This is a genomic window from Planotetraspora phitsanulokensis (assembly GCF_016863295.1).
Classification (GTDB): Bacteria; Actinomycetota; Actinomycetes; order Streptosporangiales; family Streptosporangiaceae; genus Planotetraspora; species Planotetraspora phitsanulokensis.
The window spans coordinates 28,896-43,461 of sequence record NZ_BOOP01000032.1 but is presented as its reverse complement, the minus strand read 5'-3'; the positions used below and the strand labels follow the sequence as shown (position 1 = coordinate 43,461).

The window sequence follows — 14,566 nt, the reverse complement described above, 5'->3', positions numbered from 1 at the left end:
GCGGCGACGAGCCCGCCGCGACGCCTGCCGAGCGCCGACCGGGTACGGCGGTCGCCACTTGCGGGCGCGAGCATGCTTGCGGGCAGAAGTCGTGAGCGCATGGAGACCGTCGTCCGGTGATGGCGGAAAGTGCGCCTGCTTCTCCCTCCTGGCGCGCATTTTCCATGCTCGAGCCGTTCTCGGGATCTGAGGCATCGTCACAACTTTCGGTAAGCGAAACGATCCACCTTCTTCATGTTCACCTCCGCGACACCGGGTTCCGGAATGTTGACAAACCTCTCCAATACCCTCAAACGGACGGAACAGCATGAAGCTCGACAACGGGACACAGCGCCCCGGGCTTGTCCGACGCGAGGTGGCCGTGCGCGCCACCGCGGCGGTCCTGGGCCTTAGCGCAGTGTTCGGCACCGGCCTGGCGACGGCGGCCCACGCTGACGCTCAGGCGACGCCCACCGGTATCGTCCTCGGTGTAGGCGCCAACGAGTCGCAGCGCGTCGTTTCCTGGTACTCGTCGGCCGGCACCGCCCAGGTGGTCCAGATCGTGCCGACTTCGAAGCTCGTCAAGGGCCAGTTCCCCGCGAACACCGTCACCTTCCCGGCCACGGTCACCGCGAACAAGGTCAACGGCGGCTACAACGGTCACGCCACGATCGACAGCCTGAAGCAGAACACGTCGTACTCCTACCGGGTCGGCGTCGAGGGCCAGTGGTCCCCGACGTACTCCTTCAAGACCCAGGACTTCAACGGCAACAACTTCGACTTCCTGTTCTTCGGCGACCCGCAGATCGGCTCGTCCGGCAACACGGCGAAGGACGGCGCCGGGTGGATGGACACCCTGAACGTCGCCCTCGCCGCCGACCCGCAGTCCGAGCTGCTGGTCTCGGGTGGCGACCAGGTCGAGACCGCCAACACCGAGACGCAGTGGGACGCATTCCTCGCGCCCGACAAGCTGCGGCAGTACCCGTGGGCCGCGACCATCGGTAACCACGACGTCGGCGGCAAGGCGTACGAGCAGCACTTCTGGACGCCGAACACCGACCGTTCCGCGCCGTACTACAACGGCGACGCGAACACCCGGTCGGGCGGTGACTACTGGTTCAAGTACAAGAACGTGCTGTTCATCGACATCAACAGCAACGCCTACGCCAGCGGTGCCGACGCCGCGCACATCAACTACATCACCAACGTCGTCAAGACGCAGGGTGCCGGTGTCAAGCACACGGTGCTCGTCTACCACCACTCGATCTACTCGCCGGCCGACCACGCCAACGACGGTGACAACCAGCTGCGCCGTCAGGACTTCCCGACCGCGTTCTCGAAGCTCGGCGTCGACCTGGTCCTGCAGGGTCACGACCACAGCTACTCCCGTAGCTACCTGATCAAGAACGGCAAGAAGGCGAACCCGGACGAGCAGCCCGGTGCCGCCGAGGTGTTCCAGGGTCCGGGCGGCGTCATCTACGTGACGGCGAACTCCGCGTCGGGTTCGAAGTACTACGACCTCACCGCTCCTGACACCACCGAGGACCCGAACTACGGTCCCGACCCGCTCAACCCCAAGAGCCACTGGGCCAACTCGGTCGAGAACCAGGAGCACGTCCGCACCTACGTCAAGGTCCAGGTGCGCGGCAACAAGCTCGTGGTCGAGGACATCCGCAGCGGCACCTGCGCCGCCCCCAACGCCGCGGTGGAGCTTGGCAAGGTGTCGTGGTGCGGTCCGAACAGTGGCGCCACCGCTGCTCAGCCCGTCGGCTCCACCGTCGACAAGGTGGTCATCCACACGAACAACAGCAAGGCTGACGTGGACGCGTCGGCCGCAGCTGAGGCCGCCTGGCTTCAGTAGTCGACCGAGGGTGACGCCGGGGACCTCACGCTCGTCGCGTTGAGCTGATCCGGCTCGCTCCGCCTGGTGGGGTGGGCATCGTCAGGTGCCCACCCCATCGCCCGTTTTCCATCCCGCCGCTCGCATACCGCCCGAGGATCATCAGATGCACCCGCCCCGACCGCGTACGACCACAACAGCCCTCGCTCGGGCGACTGTCGTGATGCTGCTCGCCGCGCTCGGCCTCCTCGGCATGGGGGCCGGTCCCGCTGCGGCGGCGGACGGCGACGCCTCCTGGGCGGTCAGCACGGCCTCCAACGACATGGGGTCGGGCCGGCAGAACTACAGCTACACCCTCGAACCAGGTGGGCAGCTCAAGGACGGTCTCGTGATCGTCAACCACGGCGCCACCCCGCTCCGTCTGGCCGTGTACGCCGCCGACGGGTTCACCTCCAAGGACGGCCGGCTCGACCTGGTCACCAAGGACGCGAAGTCGACAGGGGTGGGTGCGTGGGTCCAGACGGACCGGCCCGACGTGACCGTCCCGCCCGGCCAGACCGTCAAGGTGCCGTTCACCCTCGACCTTCCGGACGCCGTCGCGCCCGGCGACTACATGGGCGGCATCGTCACCTCGCCGGCGCAGGCCGGTGAAGCGGACGGGGCCGATGCGGGCCGGCGTCTCGGCATCCGGATCCGTCTGCGCGTGGGCGGAGAGCTCCAACCGCGCCTGTCGGTCGAGGACCTGCAGATGCGCTACTCGGGCACGTCCAATCCGTTCGGGAAGGGCGACGCCACCGTCACCTACACGATCCACAACACGGGCAACGCCATCCTCACCGCTCGGCAGACGGTGTCCGTCGCGGGCCCCTTCGGGCGCTCGGACGTCCGCGCCGGGCAGATCGCTGACTCGCCCCAACTGCTCCCCGGCGAGACCTGGAAGGTCTCCGTGCCGGTACACGGAGTGGCTCCCGTGCTGAGACTGACAGGAACGGTCACCCTCCTCCCGCTGCTCACCGACGCGTCGGGTTCGGTCGCCCCGCTCGCCGCCGTCAAGACCACGACGCACGGCTGGGCCGTCCCGTGGCCGCTGTCGGTGCTGGTCATCGTGTTCATCGCCGTCATCGTCGGGGTGATCCTCCTCACGCGCCGCAACCGCGTACGGCGCAAGCTGCGCGAGGACGAGCGCGTGCACGAGGCCGACGAGCAGGCGGTCCACGACCAGGAGGCGCAGGCGCGCTGAGCGGCCGGCGTCCCGGCGCGGCGACTTCCGCGTGCCGGCTCGTGTGCCTCTAGGCGAATTCCGGCAACCGGTGGGCGACCTCGTCCGGGGAGGGCATGCGGGCGATCTCCTCGGCGATCGCCCGGGCCGCCTCGCGGTGGTCTGAGCGGCCGTGGCGCGGCAGCAGCACCCCCGCGTGCGCGGCGACGGCGTCCGCAATCAGCTCTTCGGGAAGAAGACGCAGCCCGGCGCCCGCGGCGCTGACCGCTTCGGCGTTGGCGAACTGGTCCGCTCCCTGGGGGAGGATCAGCTGCGGGACTCCGACGGCGAGCGCGCCGAGGGTCGTGCCGCTGCCGCCGTGGTGCACGACGAGATCGGCATGCGGCAACAGGTCCGCCTGCGACACCCAGCTCTGGACGGTGACGTCGTCCGGCATGTCTCCCAGCTGCTCCGGGCGCACCCGGCCAGTGGCGACCACCACGCGCGCGTCCAGCGTCGCCAGCCCCTTGACGGCCGTGGTGAGCAACTCCGGGGTGCCGAACGCGGTGCCGAGCGTCAGATAGATCAGCGGCCGGGAATCGCGCCGGCCGACCCAGGCGGGCACGGCGCCCGGCGGGGAGTACGAGACGGGCCGCAACTCGATCCGCTCTTCGGTGGCGAGGAAGTCCTTGTCCTGCAGGGACGGTGGGCAGATGTCGATGTGCGGCCGCCCGGGAGCCTCGGCGATCTTCGTGGGAAGTTCCAGACCGATGCCTTCGGGAATCATGCGGCCGAACCCATGCCAGACACCGGGGATTCCGGCACGGTACGCGGCGATCGCCGCCCCCGGCAGACCCCATTCATGGACGACGAGGTCGGGTCGCAGCCGTGCCAGTTCCGGTTCGAGGTCCTCGGCGTAGATCTCATAGAACGAGTCCGCGGGACGGAAGGGCCGCAGTCCGTTCGCGGCCAGCGGTGGGTGCACTTCCTCACCGGCGGCGAAATGCACCTCATGCCCGGCGTCCCGCGCGGCGATCGCGAGCGGAATCAGCGGATAGGTGTGACCGACCGACGCAAGGCTCGCGAACAGGACGCGCATGCCGGGAAATCTACGCCCGGCGACCCTGCGATCGTCGACGCGTTCGCTCACGGCGATGGCGGCTCACCCGGCGTTCGAGAGGTGTGTCTCCCGAACGCCGCCTCCGCCGGCCCATACCCGAGAGGCGTCAACGACGCGGCTCGGGTGGCGTGCCCACGTCGCGGGTGACCCCATCGGCGATCGCCCCCAGTTTGTCGGGGTTGGCGATGTTGTGGATGGCGACGATGCGGCCCTCGGCGTCGAAATCGAAGGTGACGGTGGCGATCACGCGGCCCGAACCGCTGAACACCATGCCCGGGCCACCGTTGATCTCGACCAGTTCGGCGTTCATGTCGGCCGGCTCGACGCCCTGGTAGGCGACCTTGCCGATGGCCGCGAACCAGGCGGCCACCACCTGCGCGCCCACGACCGGCTTCAGGGCCTGGCGGACCTTGCCGCCGCCGTCGGTCCACAGGGTGACGTCCGGGGACACCAGCTCCATGAGGGTGTTGATGTCACCCCCGGTCGCGGCGGCGAGGAACCGTTCGGTGACCTCGCGCTGCCGCGACCGGTCCGCGGTGAAGCGCGGCCGCCGGGCCCGTACCCGCTCGCGGGCACGGTGCGCGGCCTGGCGCACCGCGGCCTCGGAGCGCTCCACCGCCTCGGCGATCTCGGCATGGCTGAAGTCGAAGACCTCCTTCAGCACGAACACCGCGCGCTCGAGCGGGCTCAGGGTCTCCAGCACCACCAGCATGGCCATCGACACCGACTCCGCGTCGGTGACCGCCTCGGCTGCGTCGCCGCTGGTGAGGATGGGCTCAGGAAGCCACGGCCCCACGTAGGTCTCCCTCTGGTGCCGGGTGGAGCGCAACCGCTCCAGCGCCTGGTTCGACGCGATCCGCGCCAGATAGGCCTTGGGATCGGCCACCTGCGAACGGTCGGCGGCCGACCATTTGATCCAGGCGTCCTGGACCGCGTCCTCGGCGTCGGCGACCGTGCCGAGGATGCGGTAGGCCACCGAGAAGAGCAGGTTGCGATGCTGGTTGAACACCTGCTGGTCGTGGTCAGGCGACGGGTGGGTCACCGTGCCCCCCGGATGCGGGTGAAGCGGCCGCCGTGGGGCCAGAACGCGCCCGAGGCGGGCATCTTCTTCATGCGGCCGTAGGTCGGCCAGGGGGAAGCGGACACCGTCTCCTTATACCGAACCGCCATGCGGGCCGTCAGATACACCCGTCGCGGGCTGTCGTCGGGGTGGGTGAACTGGACGACCGCGTCGTGCCGTCCCAGGCTCACCGGCGTGTGGTAGTAGCCGAAGCGGAACGGCTTGGGCCGCTTGCCGTTCAGCACCCGGCTGATCGACACCGCGGCGTGCACACCGGTCGGCATGCCGCCCTGGCAGGTCCCGTGCATGACGCCGTAGCCCTGACGGATCGCGGCCGCGTCACCCACGGCGTACACGTCGGGGTGCGACACGGACCGCAGCGTGGCGTCGGTGACGATGCGGCCGCGCTCGTCGACGGTCAGACCCGCGGCGGCCGCCAGCGGCGACACGCGTGTGCCGCTCGTCCACAGGACCACGTCGGCGGCGACGCTCTCCCCGCCCGCCAACTCGACCGCGTCGGGCAGCACCTTCACCACCTCGACTCCGCTGCGCACCCGCACGCCCAGGCGCTCAAGTGCGGACCGCAGGTACGCCCTGGCCTTCGGGTTCATGGCTGCACCGGGTTCGCCGCGGCCGAGCAGCACGACGTTCAGCTCCGGGTGCCGCTCGGCGATCTCCGCGGCCGACTCGACGCCGGTCAGCCCGCTGCCGCCGACCACCACCGTGCCGCTGCCGAGCCGCGCCAGCCGATCGGCGAGCACCTCGGCATCCTGAGCGCTGTTCAGGGCGTGCGCGTGGTTCTCGACGCCCGGCACCGCCGCGGTGTCGGCCACGCTGCCCAGGCCCCACACCAGCGTGTCGTAGTGCAGGACCCGGTCGTCGTCGATCCGCACGGTCTTCGCGTCCGCGTCGACCGCCGTGACCCAGCCGCGCACGAACTGCGCACCCGTGCCCTCGAGCAACTCCGGAATGTTCATCTCGGCGAGTCGCTGCCCTGTCGCCGTCATGTGCAGCCGCAACCGCTCGGTGAACCGCTCCTGGGGGTTCACCAGGGTCACCCGCACGTCCTCGCGCCGCTTGACCCGTGCCGCAAGCTGGATCGCCGCGGCCATGCCCGCGTATCCCGCCCCGAGAATCAGAACGTGGCGGGTGGTCGCCGTGCCGGTTTCGTGCCGTGTGGTCATCTTCGTGCCTTTCTCTTCGGCTGACGACCACGAGATGGATGCTGCCGGTCCGTACGTGACACGGGATCGGTGTGACCCGCGTCACAGTCGAGACCTTGGTGTCCGCGGAGAACCGTGCGAGGCTCGAACACATGGAGACGACGGCCACGGAAGCCCTGCGGATCATGGAGGAGGTGCTGGCCATAGTCCAGTCGGTTCCGCATGACACGTCCTGGACGAGCTATGAGGACTGGGATGCCGCCGTCGCCGACATCCGCGACCACGTCGAGAGACTTCGGCTGGGTGATCTGAGCAGGCGGTCCGACCTTCGGCTGTTGTTCGCTCCCACTGGGCGCCTGCAGGAGCTCGCCATCGGCAACGGCTGGTCCGGACGGTACCTGACACTGGCCGGGCGATTCGACGAGCTCTCCCTCGCCTGATCACCGATCACGGACCCATCGAGCAGGTGGCCGGCCATCCGAAATCCCCGGCCTGCGAACGCCCATTCTCCCTACGCCGCGGTGTCTGCATCGTCGACGGATCCGGGCGATCCGGCCGTCGGTCTTCACTTCGCGAGGTGGGCGGGCTGTGCCCACCCGGGGCACAGGAGGGAACCAGAGATGCTGCTCAAGGACAAGGTCGCGGTGGTCTACGGAGCCGGAGGCGCGATCGGCGGGGCCGTCGCACGCGCCTTCGCGTCCGAGGGGGCGAAGGTCTTCCTCACCGGACGCTCCTCGGCGCCGGTCGAAGTCGTCGCCAAGGACATCGTCTCCGCCGGCGGATCCGCCGAGGCGGCGGAGGTCGACGCACTCGACGAGCAGGCCGTGGACGGGCACCTGCGGTCCGTGATCGATCAGGCGGGCCGTGTCGACATCTCGTTCAACGCCATCGGGATCCCGGACACGGGGATCCTGGGAATCCCGCTGGCCGAACTGGACGTCGAGCGGTTCTCCCTGCCGATCGCGGCCTACACGACGTCGTACTTCCTGACCGCGCGCCTGGCCGCCCGGCACATGATCCCGAACAACTCAGGGGTGATCATGACCGTCAGCGCGCTCCCCGCACGGATGGGCTCGCGACTGAACGGAGGCTACGGCCCGGCGCAGGCCGCCAAGGAGGCGCTCACTCGGGACCTCTCCGCGGAGCTCGCACCTCAGGGCATCCGCGTGGTCAGCCTCCGACCACACGGCATCCCCGAGACGAGCACGATGAGGGAGGTCTTCGACGCCAAGGCGGTGGCGGGCATGACCTGGGAACAGTTCGCCGGGTACCTCGCCGGCACGACCCACCCGCGGCGGGTCCAGACGCTCGTCGAGGTGGCGAACATGGCGGTCTTCATGGCGTCCGACCGGGCGAGCGGGATGACGGGGACAACCGTCAACCTGACCATGGGCAGCCTGGACGACTAGCCGGGGCGACGGGGCCTGCCAGACCATCGCATGACGGCGGCGGCCCTCTGGCGAGGCACTTCGTCACGGCGTCGGCACCTCGAACAGCCGACGCCGTGACGGAATGCCGACCTGGCTGATTCACCGCCGACGACACGGGCCCACCTGGCGCGGGGCGGCTTCAGTCGTCGCGCCCGGCACCGCGATCGGGTGCGCTCATGTCCCCCGTCCCGGGCGTGCCATCGGCGAGCCCGTAGCGCAGGTACACGGTGCCCTTCGGACCGGCTGCCGGCGGTTCGAGGAGTGTGACGTTCGTGGGCACCGCGCCACCGTCGAACACCTTCTTCCCGACGCCGAGCACGATCGGGTGCACCCAGAGGTCGAGACGGTCGAAGAGCTTCTCGCGCAGGAGGGTCTGCACCAGGTTCAGGCTCCCGACGACCTTCACGTGCTCGTGCCGGTCACGGATCTCGCGCACCGCGCCGGCCAGATCCGGGCCGAGCCGCGTGGACCCGGCCCACGAGAGGTCGGGCGTGCCGCGGGAGGCCACGTACTTCGGGACGCCGTTGAAGAGCGTGGCGATCTCGTTGTCCTCGCCGCCCTCCTGGTGCGGCCAGTAGGCGGCGAAGATGTCATACGTCCGCCGGCCGAGCAGGAGGGCGTCCGTGCCCTCGTACGCGGCACCGACCTGCGCCCCGGCGACCTCGTCCAGCAGGGGCGCCTGCCAGCCGCCGAACGGGAACCCCACCGGGTCCTCCTCGGGGCCGCCGGGCGACTGCCCGACGAGGTCGAGGGTTGCGAACAGCTCGATGTGGATGAGGCCCATGCCCTACTCCCGATGAATCGGTTGTCTCGGTCGGGAGGTAGACCTGTGGGCGCCGGCAGACTCATCGCTGCGACGGGGACGATCCGCGGTGGGCGCCGGATCAGTCGGAGTACCCCTGCGCTCGGCGGACGGGCGCCCACAACCGGTCGGCGTCGCCGGCGGCGAGCCGGCCTCGGTAGACGTCGATCTTGTGGTCGATGAGCGTGAGGTTCTCCCGTATCTCGGCGAGCCTGGCGGCCACGTCGGCGCGGTGCGCCTCCAGGAGGGCGAGTCGCTCCTGCTCGTTGCCGTATCCGGCGGATACGAGCTGGGCGTAGCGCCGGATGGTCTTGATGGGCATTCCGGTGGCCCGCAGCCTGGTGCAGACGGTGATCCAGTCGAGGTCGAGCTGCTGGTAGCGCCGCCGGCCCCCGGTGGTGCGGTCGACGGGGGTGACGACCAGGCCGGCGCGTTCGTAGTAGCGCAGGGTGTGCATGCTGACCCCGGTGCGACGGGCCGCCTCGGCGATGCTCACGCCCGTCTGGGGGCCGGAGCGATCGGGCGCGGATTCCGGCTGCGGCTTGACTTCGAGCACGCTCTAAATCCTAACGTCGAGGTCATGAGTACTTGGACGCCGCTGAAGGCCGCGGCCGACCGGCCCGATCGGGCCGTTCGCAGGATGGAGGTCTCCCGATGAAGGTGCTGGTGACGGGTGGGACGAGCGGACTGGGACTCGCCATGGCCTCCGCCCTGGCCGCGGCGGGAGCGACGGTCGCGCTGACCGGCCGATCCGGCCGTCGTGCGAGCTCGGTCGCCGCCGAGCTGCCGAGGGCCGTCGGCATCGAGATGGACGTGCGGGACGCGACGTCGGTGACCAAGGCGGTCGACCAGGCGTGGTCGACGCTCGGCGGCGTCGACATGCTGGTGAACAACGCCGGGATCGGCATGCGCACGGTCAACCCGCACTTCATGACGCACCCGCTGAGCTTCTGGGATGTGCCGGTCGACGGTTTCCGCGCGGTCATCGAGACCAACCTGACCGGCTATTTCCTGGTGGCGCGCGAGGTCACGCCGCGGATGCTGGCCGCGGGCGGCGGCCGCATCGTCAACATCTCGGTGAACCGGTCGACCATGCACCGAGCCGGGTTCGTCCCCTACGGGCCGTCGCGGGCCGGCAGCGAGGCGCTGTCCCGGATCATGGCCGCCGACCTGCGGGACACGGGTGTCACCGTCAACCTGCTGCTGCCCGGCGGCGCGACCGTCACGGGGATGCTGCCCCTCGACTCCGCGTCCGAGGGCCATGGGTTCCTGGAACCCGCGGTGATGGGCCCGCCCATCGTCTGGTTGGCGTCCGACGACGCGGCCGGCGTACATGACGAGCGCATCGTCGCCGTCGAGTTCGAGCGCTGGCTGCGCGACAGGAACAGCTGAACGGCCCCGCTTCAGATCGCTTGTCGCACAGAGGGCAGCGGTGCGAGGCCTGCACGCAAAACGCAACTAGAGATACCAAAGCGATGCAGGAACGGTCCATCGGGAACTATTACGATCATTACGATCGACTCCCTGGACATATCCCCCACCTCAGGAGCCTCCTGTGCGTGTTCGTTCTCTGCTGCTGGCCGCCACGTTGGGCATCGGCGCGGTCGTCATCTCCCAGCCCGCTTACGCGGCGGGCCCGGCCATCCAGATCACCAAGATCTACTACAACTCGTACGGCCGCACTTCGGACACTCCTGTCACGAACGCCAAGCTCAACGGCGAGTACGTACAGATCAAGAACACCACGAAGAAGGCGGTCAGCCTCAAGGGCTGGACCCTCCGCGACAAGCAGAGCACCGCCTCGGGTCACATCTTCAAGTTCGGCACGTTCACCCTCGGCGCCGGCAAGACGGTCACCGTGCGGACCGGCAAGGGCAAGAACACCTCCACCAACCGGTACTGGGGCAGGAGCAGCACCCAGGGCACCTTCGCCTACATCTGGAACAACACCTCGGACACCGCCTACCTGCGGAACGCGTCCGGGACGCTGAAGGACTCCTGCTCCTACAAGTCCAAGTCGACGGTCTACTCCAAGGCCTGCTGAGCCCTGCCGGGCATGAGGAACCCCGCTCGCCTGGTGAGCGGGGTTCCTCGGAGCTCGTGAACTCCTGCCGCCAGCGGCCGCGAGCCGTCCGATCAGACGGGGATGAACAGCGCCTCGAACGGCGGGTCGCCGACACCGGCCGTGACGTGCCCCGTTCCCGTGGTGTCGGCGGCGAGCACCAGGTCACCGGGGCCGAAGCGACGCCGGCTGCCGTCGCTCACCGTCACCTCGATCGTCCCGCGCAACATCACCACCCACTGCTCACGCGGCGCCGGATGCGCGCTGCTGTCGAACGCCGCACTGCGCAGGTACTGCACGCCGCCGCTCGACGACAGCCCGCCGACCGCCATCGCGGGCACCCCGTCGGCGACATTGCGCCGTTCGAGCGCGATCTCGCCGTCCTCGAAGGCCGACCCGCCGTCCCCAGTCCGGACGATCCTGGTGAATCGCATCAGTTCACCCCGATGAACTGGTGGTCGGCGCGAATCCGGCCTTCGCCGTCCAGGGCCAGGATGTCCAGGCCGCCGCCGACCGCCTCCCCCGTACGGGCCGACACCATCGACCACCGGAGCGCGAGCACATTGGGCAGAAGGAGCACAGGCTCTTCGGCGGCTTCGAAGACGTGCTCGCCCGGCGCGACGAACATCTCGTAGGCCCGGGTCACCCTGGCGTCCAACGCGTCGTGGCCGCGGACCTCCAGCGGCGGCACGGGAAACGCGAGAGCCGATGCGGCGTCACGGATCGTCTCGGGTGGATCGACCAGCACCTGGATCCCGTCGGGGGCCCACAACTCGCGAATGAGCGCGCTACGCGTCTCCGGATCAGGCTCGTTCCACTGGGCGACATATCGGTGACCCCATTGCTTCACATCGAGTGGATTGCTCATGCGCAGCAGTCTGGAGTCCGGCCTGCGGCATGGCGATTCCCTGCGGGGAATCGCCAAGGTCCCCCAGCCTCACACCGTCCCCTGTCCGACGGCGAAGACCTCGTAGTGGTCGACGGTCAGCTCGCGGTCGACCAGGAAGCGGTCGTCCTGGGGATAAAAAACGGCGCGCTCGGGATCGGGGCCGGCGAAGGCCCTGACCGCCTCCCAGGAGTCCCAGATGGAGGTCAGCAGGAACTCGACCCGGTCGCCGTCGTCGCGGCGGGTGAAGGTGACGCCTCGGTTGCCCGGCGTCGAGGTGTAACCCGGATGGCCCGTCTCCATCAGGTAGGCCGCGTAGGCATCGGCGTCCTCGGCCCGCGTCCAACCACGCCAGGTCCTCATGATCACGGCGACCTCCAGTAGTTGCGACACCGGCTAAAAGCGTATGAGGGTGTCGACATGGATGCAACCACCTGATGGCCAGGGCCCCCATCTCCCGCCTCACGTTCGATCGGGGATCTCGGGACCAGGCCGCTGCCACGTCACCGTCACCGAGTCGCGGCGGCCGAACCGATCGAAGTCGCGGGTGACGACGTCGCGTATCCGGATCATGCCCTCCTCGTCCGGCGCCTCGATGCGGACCGTCAGACCGTCGGCCTCGGCGACGAGTGTGCATTGGCCCCATGGGGTGAAGGTGACGGTTCCGCTGGTATCCGACCACTCGGCGGCCACCTGCACCTCTCGATGAGCCGCCGACCCGTGTGCATGCGTCCGAGCGGCGTGGCCGCCACCCATGGCGGCCGCGTGCTTGCAGAACTGGACGAGGTAGCGGCCGGCCCGTGTGGTCTGGATCTGCGCTTGCAGGATCGGCATTGCGTTCCTTTCCCGGTCGTCTGTCGTGGAGGAGTCCGGCCTCAGGGTTTTCACGGCCTGCGGCCATCGCGGGCGTGCTGACCGCGCCGTTCGAGCCCGGACGTCCCGCCGGTCCTGAATTTATCAATACACTCTGTCTATGACAATGACGAAATGTCTCGCTACACAACAGCCTGTACGATCGGGACGTGCCCAAACTGTGGACCGAGACGATCGACGCGCACCGTACGGCGGTTCGGGGGGCCGCGTTGGATGCCATGGCGGCGTTGGTGGACGAGCAAGGGCTGGTCTCGCTGACCATGTCGCAGATCGCCGAACGCGCCGGCGTCGGGCGGGCGACGCTGTACAAGTACTTCCCCGACGCCCAGGCCGTCCTCACCGCGTGGCACGAACGCCGGCTCACCGAACATCTCGACCGGCTCACGGCGGCGGCCGAGCCGGCGGAGCCCGCGGTCGTACGGCTACGGGCCGCTCTGCGGACCTTCGCGCAGATCCAGTTCCACTCGGCGCGCCACCATGGCAGTGAGCTCGCCGTCCTGCTGCACCACAGCGAACACGTCGACCGCGCGCAGCAGCGGCTACGGGAGTTCGTGCGAGACCTGATCGCCGAAGCGGCTCAGGACGGAAATCTCCGTGACGATGTGGCGGCCGACGAACTGGCCGGCTACTGCCTGCACGCCCTCACCGCGGCCGGCACGGTCGGCGGCCAGGACGCGGTCGACCGCCTGGTCGCCGTCACCCTGGCCGGGCTGGAGGCATCGAGGCCCGGCCGGTAACCGGTCGAGGCGTCCGGCCGCGCTCGGGAGTTCACGCCGAGGGACGGACCAGTCCGCATTCGTAGGCCAGCACGACGGCCTGCACCCGGTCCCGCACCTGTAGCTTGGCGAACACACGCGCCAGGTGGGTCTTGACCGTGGTCTCGGCCAGGCACAACCGGGTCCCGATCTCGGCGTTGGTCGCCCCTGTCGCCAGTTCGCGGAGCACGTCGAGCTCGCGGCCGGTGAGGCCGCGCAGCGGCTCCGGGACCCCTCCTGCCGGCGCTGGGCTCGTACGAAGGATTCGATCAGGCGCCGGGTGATCCGCGGGGACAACATCGCGTCCCCGGACATCGCGTTGCGCACGGCGGCGGCCAGGTCCTCCGGGGAGATGTCCTTGAGCAGGAATCCGGTGGCCCCGACGCGCAACGCCGCGTAGACGTACTCGTCCGCGTCGAAGGTGGTGAGCACGATTATGCGGGGAGGCGCCTCGGAGGCCATCAGCTCCTCCGTGGCCGTGAGCCCGTCCTTCCTGGGCATCCGGATGTCCATCAGCACCAGGTCCGGCCGCAGGCTCCGAGCCTGGTAGACGGCCTCGATCCCGTCCCCGGCCTCCCCCACCACGTCGATGTCCGGCTGCTTCTCCAGGATGGAGCGGACACCCGCACGCACCAGCGACTGGTCGTCGACCACGAGCACCCGGATCACGACACTCGCTCCGTGGCCGGGAAGGCGGCGTGCACGACGAATCCCGGCCCGCGCGGTTCGGCCAGCAGCCGCCCGCCGTACATCGCGACCCGCTCCCGCAATGTTCCACCTGGTTCTGGTCGAGACCGGGGCCTCCGGTCTGAACCAGACGGCGATGGAGCAATTCGTCGTGGAGCGCTTCCAGGGCCCAGGGCTGTGGGCCGTGCCGGTGACCTACTACGTGTTCCTGGGGATGCTCTCCATGCTGCTGGTGCTGATCGCACTGGTGCGCCGTGGCGTGACCTCGTTCATCGCGCCCGTTCTCTTCGCGGCCGGCATCGTCGGAGACAACGTCGTCACAGGCGGCGTCCCCGAGGTCGTGAGCGTCTGCGTGATGGCCCTGGGCGCCGCTGTCGCGGCGTACGGCCTCTGGCGGGTCGGCGGCATGAAGTCCGCGATGCCCGGAGTGCCCGAGACCGCCGGCTCCGGGGTCACCGCGGCGTGATCCGGGCGAGCCTGCTGGAGTGACGCCTCTCGTGGATGACGGGAAGCCCCGCTTCGGGCGAGGCCCCGTGTTGACGGCGTGCCAATGCGAGCCCTCATGGACGCCCCGGCCAGGATCGGCTCGGGGCGTCCGGACTGTTCAGGTGCGGAACCGTACGCCTGTCCACGCCATCTCCTCGGCGGGGATCCATACCGTCCACAGTGGACGACAGAACCATGATTGCCCAGCGGCGGGCGACGCGTGAT

General features: G+C 69.3%; 17 protein-coding genes and 1 pseudogene. 8 read left to right on the top strand and 10 right to left on the bottom strand.

Annotation, left to right across the window (positions count from 1 at the left end):
- The first annotated feature begins 307 nt into the window (after nt 1-307).
- Together Pph01_RS31540 and Pph01_RS31535 are read left to right on the top strand one after the other, a co-directional pair.
- Nucleotides 308-1,840: a purple acid phosphatase family protein gene (locus tag Pph01_RS31540; protein WP_204076828.1), complete on the top strand. Its 1,533-nt coding sequence runs from the start codon at nt 308-310 to the stop codon at nt 1,838-1,840.
- 145 nt (nt 1,841-1,985) lie between these two features.
- Nucleotides 1,986-3,059 (top strand): WxL protein peptidoglycan domain-containing protein, encoded by a 1,074-nt coding sequence (locus Pph01_RS31535; protein ID WP_204076827.1) that lies wholly within the window; start codon nt 1,986-1,988, stop codon nt 3,057-3,059.
- A gap of 49 nt (nt 3,060-3,108) precedes the next feature.
- Here Pph01_RS31535 and Pph01_RS31530 read toward each other — a convergent pair whose 3' ends face one another.
- From Pph01_RS31530 to Pph01_RS31520, 3 genes are all read right to left on the bottom strand, one after another.
- On the bottom strand, nt 3,109-4,116 hold the full coding sequence (locus Pph01_RS31530; protein WP_204076826.1) for a glycosyltransferase: 1,008 nt from the start codon (nt 4,114-4,116) through the stop codon (nt 3,109-3,111).
- A gap of 127 nt (nt 4,117-4,243) precedes the next feature.
- Nucleotides 4,244-5,179, bottom strand: a complete 936-nt coding sequence (locus Pph01_RS31525; RefSeq protein ID WP_204076825.1) for an RNA polymerase sigma-70 factor — start codon at nt 5,177-5,179, stop codon at nt 4,244-4,246.
- Nucleotides 5,176-6,381: an NAD(P)/FAD-dependent oxidoreductase gene (locus Pph01_RS31520; protein WP_204076824.1), complete on the bottom strand. Its 1,206-nt coding sequence runs from the start codon at nt 6,379-6,381 to the stop codon at nt 5,176-5,178. Before Pph01_RS31520 ends, Pph01_RS31525 begins: the two co-directional genes overlap by 4 nt.
- A gap of 71 nt (nt 6,382-6,452) precedes the next feature.
- On the opposite strand from Pph01_RS31520, the gene Pph01_RS31515 reads away from it, so the two are divergent.
- Both Pph01_RS31515 and Pph01_RS31510 read left to right on the top strand, forming a co-directional pair.
- Nucleotides 6,453-6,800 carry a hypothetical protein gene (locus tag Pph01_RS31515; RefSeq protein ID WP_204076823.1) on the top strand — a complete coding sequence of 116 codons (348 nt, stop codon included), beginning with the start codon at nt 6,453-6,455 and terminating at the stop codon, nt 6,798-6,800.
- Nucleotides 6,801-6,980: 180 nt separating this feature from the next.
- Nucleotides 6,981-7,769, top strand: coding sequence for an SDR family NAD(P)-dependent oxidoreductase (locus tag Pph01_RS31510; protein WP_204076822.1), 789 nt, complete (start codon nt 6,981-6,983; stop codon nt 7,767-7,769).
- Nucleotides 7,770-7,929: 160 nt separating this feature from the next.
- Here the strand turns inward: Pph01_RS31510 and Pph01_RS31505 are convergent, their stop codons facing one another.
- The gene (locus Pph01_RS31505; protein WP_204076821.1) at nt 7,930-8,574 is read right to left on the bottom strand and encodes a dihydrofolate reductase family protein; all 645 of its coding nucleotides are present in this window, start codon (nt 8,572-8,574) and stop codon (nt 7,930-7,932) included.
- 100 nt (nt 8,575-8,674) lie between these two features.
- The gene (locus Pph01_RS31500; RefSeq protein ID WP_239117159.1) at nt 8,675-9,148 is read right to left on the bottom strand and encodes a MerR family transcriptional regulator; all 474 of its coding nucleotides are present in this window, start codon (nt 9,146-9,148) and stop codon (nt 8,675-8,677) included.
- Between the two features lie 98 nt (nt 9,149-9,246).
- Here Pph01_RS31500 and Pph01_RS31495 point away from each other — a divergent pair, with 98 nt between their 5' ends.
- Nucleotides 9,247-9,984 carry an SDR family oxidoreductase gene (locus Pph01_RS31495; RefSeq protein ID WP_204076820.1) on the top strand — a complete coding sequence of 246 codons (738 nt, stop codon included), beginning with the start codon at nt 9,247-9,249 and terminating at the stop codon, nt 9,982-9,984.
- Nucleotides 9,985-10,147: 163 nt separating this feature from the next.
- Complete coding sequence (locus tag Pph01_RS31490; RefSeq protein WP_239117158.1) at nt 10,148-10,636, top strand: lamin tail domain-containing protein; 489 nt, start codon at nt 10,148-10,150, stop codon at nt 10,634-10,636.
- Nucleotides 10,637-10,728: 92 nt separating this feature from the next.
- Here the strand turns inward: Pph01_RS31490 and Pph01_RS31485 are convergent, their stop codons facing one another.
- The 4 genes from Pph01_RS31485 to Pph01_RS31470 form a co-directional block, all read right to left on the bottom strand.
- Nucleotides 10,729-11,088, bottom strand: a complete 360-nt coding sequence (locus Pph01_RS31485) for a cupin domain-containing protein (protein WP_204076819.1) — start codon at nt 11,086-11,088, stop codon at nt 10,729-10,731.
- The gene (locus Pph01_RS31480) at nt 11,088-11,522 is read right to left on the bottom strand and encodes a hypothetical protein (RefSeq protein WP_204076818.1); all 435 of its coding nucleotides are present in this window, start codon (nt 11,520-11,522) and stop codon (nt 11,088-11,090) included. The genes Pph01_RS31485 and Pph01_RS31480 overlap by 1 nt, the downstream gene beginning before the upstream one ends.
- 69 nt (nt 11,523-11,591) lie before the next feature.
- Nucleotides 11,592-11,933 (bottom strand): hypothetical protein, encoded by a 342-nt coding sequence (locus Pph01_RS31475; RefSeq protein ID WP_204076817.1) that lies wholly within the window; start codon nt 11,931-11,933, stop codon nt 11,592-11,594.
- 69 nt (nt 11,934-12,002) lie between these two features.
- Entirely contained in the window at nt 12,003-12,374 is a 372-nt protein-coding gene (locus Pph01_RS31470; protein ID WP_204076816.1) for a DUF2218 domain-containing protein, read from the bottom strand.
- Nucleotides 12,375-12,562: 188 nt separating this feature from the next.
- Between Pph01_RS31470 and Pph01_RS31465 the strand changes: the two genes are divergently transcribed.
- Entirely contained in the window at nt 12,563-13,150 is a 588-nt protein-coding gene (locus Pph01_RS31465) for a TetR/AcrR family transcriptional regulator (RefSeq protein WP_204076815.1), read from the top strand.
- A 31-nt stretch (nt 13,151-13,181) separates the two neighbouring features.
- Here the strand turns inward: Pph01_RS31465 and Pph01_RS31460 are convergent.
- Nucleotides 13,182-13,837, bottom strand: a pseudogene (locus Pph01_RS31460) (response regulator).
- Between the two features lie 100 nt (nt 13,838-13,937).
- Here Pph01_RS31460 and Pph01_RS31455 point away from each other — a divergent pair.
- Nucleotides 13,938-14,321 (top strand): hypothetical protein, encoded by a 384-nt coding sequence (locus Pph01_RS31455; protein ID WP_204076814.1) that lies wholly within the window; start codon nt 13,938-13,940, stop codon nt 14,319-14,321.
- Nucleotides 14,322-14,566: the final 245 nt, after the last annotated feature.

Bases quoted from the DNA above. Each gene is read 5' to 3' on its own strand.
- Pph01_RS31540 (WP_204076828.1), top strand. From the start codon at position 308: ATGAAGCTCGACAACGGGACACAGCGCCCCGGGCTTGTCCGACGCGAG.
- Pph01_RS31535 (WP_204076827.1), top strand. From the start codon at position 1,986: ATGCACCCGCCCCGACCGCGTACGACCACAACAGCCCTCGCTCGGGCG.
- Pph01_RS31530 (WP_204076826.1), bottom strand. From the start codon at position 4,116: ATGCGCGTCCTGTTCGCGAGCCTTGCGTCGGTCGGTCACACCTATCCG.
- Pph01_RS31520 (WP_204076824.1), bottom strand. From the start codon at position 6,381: ATGACCACACGGCACGAAACCGGCACGGCGACCACCCGCCACGTTCTG.
- Pph01_RS31510 (WP_204076822.1), top strand. From the start codon at position 6,981: ATGCTGCTCAAGGACAAGGTCGCGGTGGTCTACGGAGCCGGAGGCGCG.
- Pph01_RS31505 (WP_204076821.1), bottom strand. From the start codon at position 8,574: ATGGGCCTCATCCACATCGAGCTGTTCGCAACCCTCGACCTCGTCGGG.
- Pph01_RS31495 (WP_204076820.1), top strand. From the start codon at position 9,247: ATGAAGGTGCTGGTGACGGGTGGGACGAGCGGACTGGGACTCGCCATG.
- Pph01_RS31485 (WP_204076819.1), bottom strand. From the start codon at position 11,088: ATGCGATTCACCAGGATCGTCCGGACTGGGGACGGCGGGTCGGCCTTC.
- Pph01_RS31480 (WP_204076818.1), bottom strand. From the start codon at position 11,522: ATGAGCAATCCACTCGATGTGAAGCAATGGGGTCACCGATATGTCGCC.
- Pph01_RS31470 (WP_204076816.1), bottom strand. From the start codon at position 12,374: ATGCCGATCCTGCAAGCGCAGATCCAGACCACACGGGCCGGCCGCTAC.
- Pph01_RS31455 (WP_204076814.1), top strand. From the start codon at position 13,938: ATGTTCCACCTGGTTCTGGTCGAGACCGGGGCCTCCGGTCTGAACCAG.